The sequence below is a fragment of the Lysinibacillus agricola genome (assembly GCF_016638705.1).
In the GTDB taxonomy this organism is placed as follows: Bacteria; Bacillota; Bacilli; order Bacillales_A; family Planococcaceae; genus Lysinibacillus; species Lysinibacillus agricola.
On sequence record NZ_CP067341.1, the window covers coordinates 3,920,253 to 3,935,299 of the forward strand.

At 36.7% G+C, this 15,047-nt stretch carries 10 protein-coding genes and 1 pseudogene; 2 read left to right on the top strand and 9 right to left on the bottom strand.

Annotation, left to right across the window (positions count from 1 at the left end; all coding sequences use genetic code 11):
* Positions 1-18: 18 nt before the first annotated feature.
* The 6 genes from FJQ98_RS19540 to hutU all read right to left on the bottom strand — a co-directional run bounded on the left by FJQ98_RS19540 (position 19) and on the right by hutU (position 8,249).
* Positions 19-1,185, bottom strand: a complete 1,167-nt coding sequence (locus FJQ98_RS19540; protein WP_053595279.1) for a hypothetical protein — start codon at positions 1,183-1,185, stop codon at positions 19-21.
* Positions 1,186-2,376 (bottom strand): M20 metallopeptidase family protein, encoded by a 1,191-nt coding sequence (locus FJQ98_RS19545; RefSeq protein WP_053595280.1) that lies wholly within the window; start codon positions 2,374-2,376, stop codon positions 1,186-1,188. It lies immediately after the preceding gene.
* A gap of 17 nt (positions 2,377-2,393) precedes the next feature.
* A complete protein-coding gene (locus FJQ98_RS19550) occupies positions 2,394-3,560 on the bottom strand; it encodes a M20/M25/M40 family metallo-hydrolase (RefSeq protein ID WP_053595281.1) in 1,167 nt (388 codons plus the stop codon).
* Between the two features lie 15 nt (positions 3,561-3,575).
* Positions 3,576-4,841 (bottom strand): imidazolonepropionase, encoded by a 1,266-nt coding sequence (gene hutI / locus FJQ98_RS19555; RefSeq protein WP_075807264.1) that lies wholly within the window; start codon positions 4,839-4,841, stop codon positions 3,576-3,578.
* Between the two features lie 13 nt (positions 4,842-4,854).
* The gene (locus tag FJQ98_RS19560) at positions 4,855-6,207 is read right to left on the bottom strand and encodes a YjiH family protein (RefSeq protein ID WP_053595283.1); all 1,353 of its coding nucleotides are present in this window, start codon (positions 6,205-6,207) and stop codon (positions 4,855-4,857) included.
* 326 nt (positions 6,208-6,533) lie between these two features.
* A complete protein-coding gene (hutU, locus tag FJQ98_RS19565; RefSeq protein WP_053595284.1) occupies positions 6,534-8,249 on the bottom strand; it encodes an N-tau-methylurocanate hydratase in 1,716 nt (571 codons plus the stop codon).
* Between the two features lie 287 nt (positions 8,250-8,536).
* On the opposite strand from hutU, the gene FJQ98_RS19570 reads away from it, so the two are divergent.
* On the top strand, positions 8,537-10,219 hold the full coding sequence (locus tag FJQ98_RS19570) for a sigma-54 interaction domain-containing protein (protein WP_053595285.1): 1,683 nt from the start codon (positions 8,537-8,539) through the stop codon (positions 10,217-10,219).
* A 183-nt stretch (positions 10,220-10,402) separates the two neighbouring features.
* Here the strand turns inward: FJQ98_RS19570 and chrA are convergent, their stop codons facing one another.
* The 3 genes from chrA to FJQ98_RS19585 form a co-directional block, all read right to left on the bottom strand.
* Complete coding sequence (gene chrA, locus FJQ98_RS19575; RefSeq protein ID WP_053595286.1) at positions 10,403-11,563, bottom strand: chromate efflux transporter; 1,161 nt, start codon at positions 11,561-11,563, stop codon at positions 10,403-10,405.
* Between the two features lie 108 nt (positions 11,564-11,671).
* Positions 11,672-12,520: a DUF4179 domain-containing protein gene (locus FJQ98_RS19580; protein ID WP_241774577.1), complete on the bottom strand. Its 849-nt coding sequence runs from the start codon at positions 12,518-12,520 to the stop codon at positions 11,672-11,674.
* 269 nt (positions 12,521-12,789) lie between these two features.
* Positions 12,790-13,980, bottom strand: a complete 1,191-nt coding sequence (locus tag FJQ98_RS19585) for a DHH family phosphoesterase (RefSeq protein WP_053595288.1) — start codon at positions 13,978-13,980, stop codon at positions 12,790-12,792.
* Positions 13,981-14,134: 154 nt separating this feature from the next.
* Here FJQ98_RS19585 and FJQ98_RS19590 point away from each other — a divergent pair.
* Positions 14,135-14,851, top strand: a pseudogene (locus tag FJQ98_RS19590) (polysaccharide deacetylase family protein).
* The last annotated feature ends 196 nt before the right edge of the window (positions 14,852-15,047 follow it).

Below are 15,047 nucleotides of genomic sequence, written 5' to 3' on the forward strand. Positions count from 1 at the left end.
ATTTCCCCACCCTCTGTTTTATATTGTTTTGATTAAAATACTTGCAATAATAACGCTTCCCAATGTTACAGTCGTAAATCCTCCTACGAGCATTGGTGTTAAAATTTCATTGAAGATTTTTTTCTGTTCATCATCCGTTTTTCCAATACTTCTACTTACTTCCTCACAGACAATGTAATCGCCTGGGAAGCCAAATGTAGATGTTAATGCTACTGGAATCGCTAAATAATGATCCAATTTAAATAGTTTCGACCCTATAAAACCACCTAAAAGAATACCTAGTACTCCTACAACAAGAATTGTCGCAACCGCAGGCAATTGATCGATAAACATATTAAACGTAATATCATTCATCATTCCTATAACGATGAAAATAATCCCCGCCATTCCGACTGTGAAACTATTTGATTTCTCCATTACTCGCTCAGGGTAGAATTTCACTAAGCGACCAATAACCCCTATTGCTAAAGCCCACAAGCTATAAGGAATACCTGTCACTTTGGCTAAAGCAACCGCAATCGCACCTCCAATAAACAGCATAAACAATAATACTAAGGGCGTTCTGTATTTTTTAGGAATGATTAATTGATCATCTTCCTCTTCAAAACTGGCATTATTGGATGCAACAAAAGAGCCACTATGGATTTTTTCACGAATTTTCACAGCATGTTTCCGTAACAAAAGATTTGCTACAGGAATACCTATAAATGATTGTAAAGCCATTATTAGCGCAGGGATTGTTAGTAAGCTGACAAACCCTAACTCTTTTAATCCTTCTGAAGTAATTAAAACAGCAATAATTCCGCCATTTAAAGGACCAGTTCCAGCAACAGCTGTTTTATAGTCAAAAAGGGAAGTAACAATGGTTAAAATAAAGAGTGTGGCAAAAGACATGCCAAGTATCGCAATAATGACAGCCCTCCATTGCGAGCGAATCATTTTTAACGGTATTAATGTTCCCATGTGAACTAAGATTGGTGCTGTGCCTAATACTGCTCCTACTGTTAAAAATGTCGAATTAGCAAGTAAATCCTTCGGAAAAATCCCTAGCCATAATAAGACTAAATAGCCCATCATTGCTACAAAAAGCATTGGTACTCTAGCATTACTAATAACTGAAATAATTTCTCCCAGTGCGACTAACCCTAGTATGATCATTGCTGCAATAACAGGTTCTTGAAGCATTTATTCCCCCCCTTTAGAATTCATTGTTAAAGCAGTATGCACTAAAACTTTCAAGCCTACTGCTAAAGAATCCTCATCAATTGCAAATTTTGGATGATGATGTGGATAATTTAATGATTCATCCTCAAAAGCTGCACCAATCCCTATGAATACGCCAGGAACTTGCGTCAAAAATGCCGAGAAATCTTCACCGCCCATAATTGGCTCAATGTGTAATAGATATTCCGGCCCAAGATTTTCTCTAACAATATTTTCAATTAATGAAGTCATTTGCTCATCATTTACGACTGAAGAATAACCATAGTTGTACTCAAATTTATAATCAGCACCATGTACTGCAGTGAAATTTTTCACTTGAATTTCAATCTGTTTCGCAATCAATTCTCGGACATCCTGCGAAAATGTTCTTACACTTCCGCCTAAAAACGATCGTTCAGGGATAATATTTTTAGCACTCCCCGCACTGAACTCTGTTACAGCAATAACCGCACGCTCTTTCGCGTCAACCTTTTGTGGTACAATTTGATGTAATAGATTAGTAATTTGTGACCCAATTAAAATAGGATTAATAGAGTCCTGCGGTTGAGAAGAATGTCCACCCTTTCCAACGATTTCGAGATCGAACGTATCAGAATTTGCTGTAATAGGACCTGAACAAATACCTATTTTCCCTGTAGGAAGCATGGAGAATAAATGTAATCCTACGATTTGATCGACACCTTCAATAACCCCAGCTGCTACCATTTCTTTGGCTCCACCTGGAAATACTTCCTCTGCATGCTGAAAAATAAAGCGAATTTCCCCTTGCAGAACATGTTTCAACTCAGATAAAATTTTCGCCGCACCTAGTAGCATTGACGTATGCCCATCATGACCACAGGCGTGCATCACATTCGGTACTTTAGATGCAAATGGTAAATTCGTTTCTTCCTGTATAGGTAAAGCATCCATATCCGCTCTTAAAGCCAAGCACTTTCCAGGTAAATCCCCTTTTAAAATGGCTAAAACGCTAGTCTTTGTCGGTCTAGTAACCTCTAAATTCCCAAAAGACATTAACTGGCTATAGACATAATCAGACGTAGCGTATTCCTTATACGACAATTCAGGATTTTCATGTAAATATCTTCTCCACTGTTGTACTTGCGGAACCATTTTCTCTATTTCTTTTGTAATGTTTAATGTAGTTGACATTTCTATTCCTCCTAAACTTATTGAGATTTATGTCGCTCATACCACTGTTCAATTAGCGCAGCTGTTAATCTACCTGTATTCACTAAGTTTTCAATACTAATATTCTCTCTAAAAGAGTGAATATTCTGAAAACCATTCCCAAGCGTAATACAAGTCAATCCATTTTCATTTAGAACATTCGTATCTGCTCCACCTAATGTTTTTGTTAAATAGGAGGATACTTGAATGTTATCTGTTGCTTTTGTTACTGTTTGAACTAGTATATTTTCCTCAGAAATATTGAACCCCAGATATTTCTCATCAATTCTCACTTCTACAGTTCCTTGGTATTTTTTAGCGGCTACTTCCATCGTCTCCTGCATATGTTTCAATTGAGCCTCTAATTTCTCTTTAGAAAAACTTCTTACCTCTCCTCCTAATGTTACTGAGCCTGGTATAATCGATGTCAGCTCTCCACCATGAATAATGCCTATATTCGCTAGTGTTTCACTATCAATCTCACCTAATTTCATATTTAACAGCCCTTTAGCAGCAATGAGAAAAGCATTTCTTCCCTCTTCAGCGTTTAATGCAATATGTGCTGCGTTTCCATTAATCATGAACCAAATTCTGCTGCTATATGGACCTTGCAAAATAATTTGCCCTACATCACCACTACTATCAAAAATATAGCCTTTTTTACTTTTAATTTTTGGATAATCCATATATTTTGCACCGACTAAGCCTGCTTGTTCATTTACTGTTAATATCAGTTCAATCGGCCCATGTGGAACACCACTTTCAATGATGGCACGCATCGCCTCGATATAGGACGCAAGTGCCGCTCGATCATCAGCCCCTAAAATCGTAGTACCATCCGAGTAAATGACCCCATCCTTTATAATTGGCTTGAGATGCTCCGTCGGTAATACTGTATCCATATGGGTAGAAAAGAAGAGAGGCGGAATAGTGTCATCCGTTCCTTTATGCCAGGCTATTAAGTTACCTACCTCTCCATTAAAATTTGTATGTGCCTCATCAAACGTTAATTGAAAACCTAACTTCGGTAATTCATCCGTTAAAAATGCTGCAACTAAGCTTTCCTTGCCACTTGGACCATTAATTTTTGCCATTTCTAAAAATAACTTTACTAATCTTTCTTCATTCACTTTTTCTGCTGCCTTTGACGTTAACTCAACCTTCATTCGTACCTCTCCCTTCTAAATGAATGTATTCTCCTTTACCCAAGTCCCTTCATTTATCACGACACGACCACGCTTAATAACCGTTTCTACAATATTCGTTCCAAGCTCATATGCTACATGCTTATAGTTTGGTACATCCCATATTTGAATATCTGCAATTTTGCCAATTTCTAACGTTCCGCGATCTGTTAAATTCAATGCTCTAGCGGCTACTTTTGTCGAGGCTTTAATCGCTTCCTCTACTGTAAATTGATAGAGTCGACAAGCCAGGTTGATGACAAAAGACATAGAACTTGTATAGCAAGCTGGACACATATCTGTCGCTAAAGCTATTTGCATACCGCTATCTAACATTTTACGGGCAGCAAAAGGGCGCTTATGAGCAACAGCAAAGTCTAAAGCCGGCATCAATACACCGATGACACCCGCTTCCGCTAATTGTGTCATTAATGATTCTGGTGTGTAATTTAAATGATCAATCGAAACCATCTTCATTCGCACTGCTAAATCTGAACCTCCAATATAGGAATAGGCATCAGCATGGATTTTGGGTAATAATCCGTACGCTAATCCAGCTTGTAAAATACGCTCGGATTCTTGCTCAGTGAAATAGCCTTCGTCACACCAAACATCACAGAATTCCGCTAAGTTGTGTTGTGCTACCTGTGGGATCATGACGTCAACAATTTCATTGATATATTGTTCCTTCGTTAAATGATCCGGAATACCATGTGCTCCTAAAAATGTATTCACAACATCAAGAGGGCTGCTATCGTGTAATTGACGACCTATACGTAAAATTTTTAACTCACTTTCAGGTGTTAAGCCATAGCCGCTTTTACTCTCAACTGTAGTTGTGCCATGTTTAAGCATTGTCATAATACGTTTTTTGGATTGCTCTAAAAGTACATCTTCAGGGGTATCTCGTGTAAGCTCAATCGTACGATTTGGCCCTATTGTCATCGCAATCTTTTTCAGATTTCCCTCTATATTGCCGGATAATTTAGCAGCATACTCCTCGACCCTACTACCATAAAAAACTAAGTGTGTATGCGCATCGACATAGCCTGGAGCAACAACTTTCCCTTCTGCATCAATACTGTTTGTATCATCCATTACATAGCGTTGCTTCAGTTCCTTATCCGAACAAATATCAATAATTCGTTCACCCTCAATAACGATTGCTGTATCAGTCAAAACTTGAAAATCCTGCATCTCATCACCTGTACAAGGCAAAATTTGTGCTGCATTTTTAATAATATAGTCAGGTCTTTTTAGCACACGATCACTCCCTTTACAGTAATAAATAGGCGATTGGTGTAACGATAATTAGGGTTAAAATGCTACGTACAAACCATATTCCAATCATTTTGCCTAAAGAAATCGGAATTTCTGTTGATAAAATACATGGAATAAGTGCCGAGAAAAAGAGAATAGCAGAAATAGATAAAGTACCAACAATAAAACGTGTTTCTATAGCACTCTCAACAGCGACGAGTGATGGTAAAAACATATCGATTAAATTGACGACTGCTGCCTTTGCAACGATTAACGGCTCAGCCATTTGTAATACATACGTTAAAGGTACAAACAAATAAGCTGCATAATCGAAAATAGGTGTGTGATTGACAAGCCATAAACCAATCAGACCAATCGACATAATCGTCGGCAAAATCCCCATAGCCATCACTAAGCCATCTTTAACATTCTCTTTTATGCTTTGCCACAGATTTGGAGCTTTCTCAGCGGTCTGCATTGCTTCCTTCCATGCATGCTGTAAACGATTTTCTTTTACGATTTTCTCCTTATCGCCATCCATATTGTTGTAGTAGTCATTACTAATATTGCGAATTGGCCAAATGCGCACACTAATCGCTGTTACTAAAAACGTCACTAGGAAAGTAACCCAAAAATAAAGATTCCAAATATCCATCAGGTCTAAAGTTTTTGCTACAACAATCATAAATGTTACAGAAACAGTGGAAAACCCTGTAGCAATAATGACAGCCTCTTTTGTGGTGTACTTCCCTTCCTTATAAATACGATTTGTAATTAATAACCCAATTGAATAACTACCGACAAAGGAAGCTACAGCGTCAATGGCAGATCTACCAGGTGTTTTCCAAATTGGTCGCATAATAGGCTGCACTAAAATCCCTATAAATTCTAGTAAGCCATAACCGACAAGCATAGCTAAAAAAATAGCGCCAATCGGAACCAAAACGCCAATCGGAGTAAGGAGCGACTTATACCAATAAGGTCCCATATCTTCAGCCAATAACCAACTCGGTCCAATATTAAAAACAACAAGAACAGAAGCAATAGCACCAATTATTTTCAACGCTGAAATAACCATCTCTACTATCGATTTATTCCAAGTTTTTTGATAAAGAGGATAAATAGCCCCAGCAATAACGATTATCAAAATGTAATAGACAATCACTGATGAAAACTGTGTACGGATAAACGTCACTAAGTGATCAAGTGGTATTGTCTTTTTTCCATTTAACGTAATAGAGATAAAAAACATGAAAATGCCAAATAAGCTAAAGCCAAAAAATTTATAGACCGCTGATTTCGGATAAATATGAGGTACTTTTTCTAGCACATTGTCAAAATCCAAATGCGTTGTTTCAGCTTTTTTCATGTAATGCCTCCTTTTTTATACGAAAAGAGGCCAGATACGTTCATATTGCACCGGCCTCTGATCAATTATGCCTCGGCATAATTGCGTCCGGATTCGGCTTTGTGTTTGCACAAAGAACTCCTTTCCGAATTCCGTGACATCCGCGGGGGCTTTGAGCCAACAAGATGTTGGTCACTCAGTCGTTGCCACAGGACGTGGCGTTCTTAGACTGAGTTCCTCTATTTCAGCAGGTGTTTGGACACCCGCTGAAAAGTAACTTAAATCTGCATTCATCTCACCACCTATAGAGGTAGGAGACTTCTGCTAAAAGTAGTTAATTCATCACTTTACACTTGTTCTTTGACTAAATCTTTAGGGCCAAAGGTTGCTGTTGGCTCCCACCATAATGGGATTTTAATGCTTTCATCCGTTAATTTCCCTTTACCATTCGCTACATCTTTGGCAGTCTCATAGCCCGCCTGAGCATGACGCACAACACCAATTCCTGAATCCACTGTCATCGCTATTTCCAAACGCATATCAGATTCATCTGTACCATCCGCAATCATCGTTACACCTGTATGAACAGCCTCCCCCATTGAATAGTTGGCTTGCAGGGCAATCAAATCGCACATTCCAACTGCATTGAGTAAACCATTCAATACTGGCCAGTCTGAAATTAAATCCCCACCATCCTTCATATTTTCAGATTCAAATGTTGGATTAACGATAGAACCCGAGTCCAAATTATCGCGAGAGAACGCAACAGGGCCACTGAGTTCTCCTCGACGAATCATATCATTGACTTCTAATGCAAACTTTTTACGTTGTCCGAAGCCCATATAACAAATCCGGGCAGGCAAAGCTTCAATTGGAATATGCTCTTTCGCAAGCTTAATCCAGCGTGTTACTAGTAAATCATCACTAAATTTTTCTAAAATCATATCGTCAATTTTACGTAAATCCTCTGGATCTCCTGACATACAAATCCAACGGAATGGTCCACGCCCCTCGCAGAATAGCGGACGTATATATTCTGCTACAAAGCCTGGTAAACGCTTCGCCTCTTTTTCGTCAAATCCAGCGTCAATGCATTCTTTACGAATACTTGTGCCATATTCAAATGAATGCACACCTTTATCGAGGAAGGCAATTAATGCTTTTAACTCGCGAATCATTGTTTGACGCGCTTTTTCTAAGTATTCAAGACGATCTCGATCACGTAGTTCCTCAGCTTCTTTAACCGTATAGCCTGCTGGTAGATAGGCGATCGGGTCATGTGCAGGTGTCATTGATGTCGCGATATCTGGTAAAAATCCAATTTCTAAGGCTTTCTCAAATACATCAGCGGCATTTCCAACTACAGCAATACCAAGCGCTTCACCTGCCGCCGCTTTTTCCTTAGCAAGCGCGATTGCCTCCTCTAATGAATCTACCACTACATCTATAAAGCTCTTTTCAATTCGTCGATTGATAATTTCAATATTGGAGTCACATAAAATTGCAACACCACCATGCATTGTCATTGCACGTGTTTGGTTGCCACCCATCCCCCCAGCACCAGCTGTTAATAAAATTTTTCCAACAAGGGAATCATTATAATGCAACCTCGCGATAGCCGATAATGTTTCAAATGTTCCTTGAATAACACCTTGTGTACCGATATATTCCCAAGGCGCCGCAGTATAGTTGGCATACATCGTTAAATTTTTCTCTTGTAAATCGTAAAATGTTGGCCAATCTGCCTTCATAATATTTGTTGTTGCCATGACAACAGTAGGTGCGTATTTATGTGTTTTAAAGACAGCCACAGGCATCCCTGACTGCACAACTAATGTTTCATTATCTTCTAAATTTTTTAAGGAATCTACAATCGCATGATATGACTCCCAGTTACGAGCTGCTTTACCAATTCCACCGTAAATCACTAGCTCTTCAGGCTTTTCAGCATTTTCCATATTATTTTCTAACATGCGTAAAATTACTTCTTGGCGCCACCCTTTGCATCGCAATGTGTTTCCTCGTTGAGCTTTTACTGAATATAAGATTTCTGGTTTTGTCATTTACAATTCCTCCTTTTTATATCTACACTTTAATAATGCAAATAGCATGCCAACTTTTAAAAATCCTTTAAATATTCTTATGAAAAGTGATAAGGAGAGTGTTTACTTAATGAATTACGAAAATATGGAGAGTCGCTAATTGTAATCACAACCTAAAAATGTGCAGATAAATTTTGCACCCGCTACATTTTCTGTATTTTTGCTTCTATTCAGAAAATAATTGTGGTACGCTTTAGGACAAAGCAGAAATTTTTTGCATGCAAAATAACGAGGAAGAGGGTTTTTTTGTGAATGAGGAATTAAGACGCTTTGCAACAAAATTGGGAGCTAATATCATTGCATTAGATAGTTCTTTTCAAGTGAAATGGTGGCATCTCAACGATAGTATCTCATTAGATTTAAAAAATAATATGCCTATAGATGCAATCGCTGACATTGACGTCATGTTATTTCATCATCCACAACAACTATTAACTCAGGAGCAACATTTATCTTTTACTATCGAACCATTCTATTTTACGGAGCAATATTATTTTGTTTTAGTAGATAATTTAGTAGATTTTCAGTACTCAATACAAAATAAAGTTTTTTTATTAGAGGAAATTATAGAGCATTTAGATGAAGGAATTATTGTCAGTAACGAAGATGGAGATATTGTCTATTACAACGAGGCACTTGCTAAAATGGAGGAGCATAACAAGGAAGACATGATTGGAAAGAAGCTTTGGGATGCTTACAATTATCAAGATCGTCGTTTATCGGAGCATAATCATATTTTAAAAACAGCGAAGCCAATCTATACGAAATATCGAGCCCATGCTTATTCGGAAAATGAGCCAAAATTTGTTGGCTATAGCTCTTTCCCTATTCAAAAGGATAATAAAACAATAGGTGTATTTTCTATTACCCATACTGAAACAAGCCTTCGGAATCAATTACGTCAAACGATGAATTCAAAACATGCATCTATGGAATTACCAGTAATTGTAAAAAGAAATAATGGCACTATTTATACATTTCAAGATATAAAAGGGAACAGTCAAGAGCTCCTACAAACTATTGCTGAGGCTAAAAATATTGCGAGTTATAATACTGATACACTTATTATTGGTGAAACAGGCACAGGCAAAGAATTATTTGCACAGAGCATGCATAATTTAAGCCCTCGAGTGGCAAAGCCATTTGTAGCAATAAACTGTGCCGCTATTCCATCCACACTATTAGAAAGTACACTCTTTGGCTCTGTAAAAGGTGCATTCACTGGAGCTACAAATCAAGAAGGGCTTTTTGAATATGCAAAAGATGGCACACTTTTCCTTGATGAAATCAACTCTTTGCCAATGGAACTTCAACCTAAATTAATGCGTGTTTTACAAGAACGAGCAGTTAGACGTGTAGGAAGTAATACACTCATTCCTATAGAATGTACAGTCATTAGTGCATCTAATGAAGATCCTGAGCTACTAACAGCTGGGGGACGAATGCGACTTGATTTATTTTACCGTATCGCACATTCGAGTGTATACATCCCTCCTTTACGTGAGAGACCAAATGATATACTTTTCTTTATCCAACATTTTTTGCATAAAAATGTTCTTAAGTACATGAAAGCAGATATTACAATAAAGCCTGAGCTCTACCAGCTACTTATAGATTATGATTGGCCTGGCAATGTTCGTGAACTAGAACATTTGATTGAAAACCTTGTGATTCAATCAAGCTCAGAAAGTTGGATTATAGAAGATATGCTACCACGCTATTTAAAAAATAAATTATCAATGAAAGCCGTCCCACCTAAAAAACGTCCACTAAAAGCACTTATGCATACAAATGAGGAGCAATTCATCCGCAAAGTTTTAAAGCAGTGTGGCGGAAATATTTCAGCCGCTGCTAAACAATTAAATATTTCTCGTCAATCTCTGCAGTATCATATGAAGAAACTATCCATTCGAAAAGAAGAGTTTATCTAAGCAGCCCATTCATTTCACAAAAAAGAGGCTGGGACAGAACTCATTTATTTAGAAAAATAGCGAAAAGAGATAATAACTTTTCTGCTTCATCAAAGTGAATTTCCCCATTTAAAATCAAAAAAATGTTAGATCAATTATATCTTGGTCTAACATTTTTCTTTTTGTCCCAGCCTCTGTGTGTACTTAATAACAGACAATTCCTACGCAAATGCCAGCTAGCACAAGCAGATAAGGTTGAATTTTCCAACGCATCAAACACCATAAAAAAACAGCTGCAATTACTATGTCTAGCCCATTTTGAATTGTCTGCGTGACAATCGGATGAATAAAAGCTGCAGCTAATATTCCAACAACTGCTGCATTTGTACCAGCCATCGCTCCTCTTAATCCGGCAAATCGGTTAAGTGCTAGCCAAAAAGGCATTGCCCCTACTATCAGTAAAAAAGCCGGTAAAAAAATCGCTACTGTAGCGATGATAGCCCCTGGTACTCCAGCAATGACCATCCCTATATAGGAAGCAAACGTAAATAATGGACCAGGGACTGCCTGTGTCATACCGTAGCCTGCTAAAAAATCTGAAGAACTCATTAATCCACTTTGGACAAACTGTGTCTCTAGTAAAGGCAACACGACATGACCTCCACCAAACACTAATGCACCTGATAGATAAAACTTTTCAATCATCGTAAACCATTCATTTTGAATAAGTGGGCTAGTAACTGGTAAACCAATAAGCAATATAGCAAACAGCACTAAAAAACATACACCTGTCGTTTTTGAAATAGGTACAACCGTTTCTTTTGAGTCATCCTTTTCAATGGTCTTCTTAAAAAATTGATAACCTATGAAAGAAGCAACGATAATAGCAGTTACCTGTGCTAGTGGATGAATCCATAAAAGTACTACTGCTAGTGCCAACAAAGCGATTATAAAATGGCGAATACTAGGGATTAATTTTTTGGACATATCAAAAATAGCTTGTGCGACAATCGCAACTGCCACTAATTTTAAGCCATGAATCCAGCCCATCTCCATTTCTGTCTGTGTAGAAAAATAGGCAAATGCCATAAGCAGCAAAACTGAAGGTAATGTAAATCCAAGAAATGACACAATACTCCCAAATAATCCGCCTCTTAATAAACCAACACCCATCCCTACCTGGCTTGATGCTGGTCCAGGTAAAAATTGACTGAGTGCAACAAGCTGACTGTAGTCATTATCAGATAACCATTTACGCTTTTGAACATATTCATTTTGAAAATACCCCAAATGTGCAGTGGGACCTCCAAAGGATGTACAGCCTAATTTAAAGGAAACTAAAAAAATCTCCCACAACCTTCGCAATTTCTTCAACTACTTTCCATGTCATTTACATTCATATTACATGGGGCAATCATCTCTTTGGATTAAATTATTGTAAAGTTTTTAATAAATTACGATTATCGAGTATATTTATTTTCCTCCAATTTTAACAGCAGAACCAAGCTCACTTCCATTTGCAGCAGTCGGAATTAGCTTATAGCTCTTCCCCGTTAAATATAGTGCATCGAGCCGGACACCCCACTTCGTATAATCTTCATTTAAAGGATAAGCAAAGTCGAAATTCCAGGATTCCCCAGATGCTGATTGGATTTTAAAATGTATCGCTTCATTTAATAAGCTATTCTCGGAATGAAAGTAAATCGTTGTTGATATTGGTGTAGAAACAATCTTTTCTATCGTTATCTCCTGACCATCTAAAAGCTTTACTTTTTTCTCAACAGAGAAGGCCTTTCTATCTTCTTGTAATTGCTTTTGTGAGGCTTCCACTTGAAATTCCCACGGCTCATCAATCTTTTTTTCTCCGTTCCAATCGTTATAGCGAATATCTAAATCTATTATTTCATCCTTTGGTAATTCTCTCAATTTCACACTACTGTAAATTGTATAGGTCTTATCAGAGTGTGCGATGGACTGTCCTCCATTTCTAACCGTGAATTCTTTCCCATTCACAAAAACCTGTGGAAAGAAAAAAATTTGATAATCGACGTTTAAATCCTTTACTGGCTTAAACGTCGCATTCAATAATATTTGATTATCGTCAATTATTATTTCATTTAACGTAAAACGTCCGAGGCTATTTTCAGTAGTTTTACCGACAACTGTTTTGTAGGCTTCAAAATTCAAGTCCTTATTAAATAAAAAATAAAAAACAAGTACACAAGTAGCTATCAATAAAAGCAATACTACAATAAACCAAGTTTTACGTCCTCGATTTCCCTTAGGCTGGCCTTCGACTAGTAGCATTTCATTGGACATCATGTACACCTCATTTTAAGAAAGTATGTATACACAAATGCTTTTTATTTATTGTAGTTTTTAGTTGAACATTATATAACCTCTAACGATGTCAAGGTTTGGCTGATTTCATTATGTATCTAAAGGAATAGTTTATATTCCTTTAATGTTGTTGCAAAACTTGAAGAACAAAATGGTCAAGGAAATATTTATGATTGTTGCAACGCATTAAATTAGAATGACTACTCATGCGTGAAGTGGTTGATCCTCGTTTTGCAGAAGAGCTATATCCCTTACTCTTGATGACGAACCTTTTTGGCCTCTTCCATTAAATAATCTACAAATAACTCATCCTTAACTAACCATGCTTGATAATTTCTCTTTAAAAACCATTCTGCTTCATAAAAGCTTGTAAAGATTTGATCTAACGGAAGTTTATTTTTTTCAATGATCCAATCAAAATCACTTATTGAATATAGAAGAAAAATTTCTTCCTTTAGATTTTTATACAATGTTCCAAAAGAAGAAAATCTTAAATTATAGCGATTTCGTTTCGCATCCTCCGGTATTGGCTCTATATGAAATGTTTGTGCCACATACTGCTCGTAAGCTTCCTCTGTTAAGGAGCAACCAGCTGCTTTTTGATGCCCCCCTCCTCCGAATTCTCCTGCAATTGCCGAAACATCTACGTGATCATGAATCGTACGAAAGGAAATTTTTTTGCCACCCATATTTAATATAGCTATAAAATCAAGATGTACATTTTCTTTTCCTAATTCATTACCGAGTTCTGAATGATAAGATTCTGCATAAACTACGCCTGTAAAGTATTCTCCTATTGCTGTTTGCACTAGTTCCCTTTTTTTTCGGCGAATGTAACGTTCTATTTTCACTTCTTCCATATTTAAAATTTTCTTTTCAAATTCATCAAAGTCAAAATGTTCGCCTGTCTTTAAACGTTCAAGCATTTTTCCCTCAAATTCCTCGATCGACACTAAAAAAAAGAGAGTATTTAGTTGACGCGCTTGCTGATTTTCATTCTTTTCCCATTCCCATGTATCGTACTGTCTAACCAACTCTACAAATTCTGTGATGGAATTCGTTTGTTCTAAAAATCCATTTGTAACAAGATACTGATAGAATAAGTACGTTGCTGATGTTAAATGTCCATTTTCATCTTCTACTAATACCTTACCCCATTCATAATCGTTCAAATGATGAGCTGTTTTATGATGATCAAGCAGTTGAACATTGCCAGTTGCGGAATAGAAATCATTCAATCTCTTTTCATTTTTCTCGTTTGGAGATAAATCGGTAATAAACAAAAATGTATCTTGTTGATTATTATCTAAAAAGTACTCAATCTCGCGGTCAAGCGACGAAATTGAATTGTATCTTACCTTTACTTGGTCATGAAAGGCAAGCTTGGCTAAAATCCCGCAACCTACTCCATCTAAATCGTTGTGTGATAGCAATTTATACATTTTTTCACCTCAACATTAGTATGGTTTATCATTGAAAAAATTATCGGTAATTTTGGAGCAAGAAAAATCTTTATGCAAGTTGAAAGGATTTTGAGAATGTCTCACACTTCATTTCAACTTGTTTTGAATTCTACAATTGTTAGGGGCGTTTAAGTTGAAAAAGAAAATTGCTTATTCAGGACTTGGTCTATTATTCATTTTTGCTTTAACGTTTGGTACATATAAGTTAATGAACGCTAGGTCCTATCAACTATTTGGCAGCATTATCTCTCATATTGAAACACAAGCGAAAGTTGTTGCATTAACATTCGATGGTGGCCCTACTAAAAATGTTAATGCCATTATTAACTTTATTAGATGACTACAACGCTAAAGCAACCTTTTTTTAAATTGGGAAGGAGATTGAGGGAAATCCAGATGAAGCTAAAAAAATTGTCCAAGCAGGTCACCAAATTGGAAATCATACGTATTCACATAAGGGAATGGTGTTTAAAAGCCCTCCATTTTACAAAAATGAAATCGAGAAAACCGATGAGTTAATTAGAAGTATTGGCTATATAGAAACTCCCCCTGTCCGACCACCATATAGTAAAAAAATAATTGGATTTCCATTTTACTTAAGCAAAAATAATCGCGATACGATCACGTGAATTTGGAGCCTGATTCGTATTTCTCAACAGCCAATGAGAAAATCAATTATGTTAAAGAAAATATTCAACTAGGCTCCATTATTTTGATGCATCCAATGTATGATGCTACTGGAGATGAATTACAGGCGATTGAAGGTATTTTAAGGGCACTTATTGAAGATGGTTATACATTTGTCACTATTGAAGATCTTCAAAATTTATTAAAACGTCTAAATCAATGAAACAACAGCAAAATTATCTATTTCTCCACTTAATAGTCATAAAGCATTAAACAATTTACCATTTAAGCTAAATTATAAATTATCCATTACATAATATTTAATATAAAATTATTATTTTCCACATATCGCTTAACCATCTTATTTTTTACAATAATTCTCTTGGAAAAGTCATTACAATACCATATCCACAAAAAAA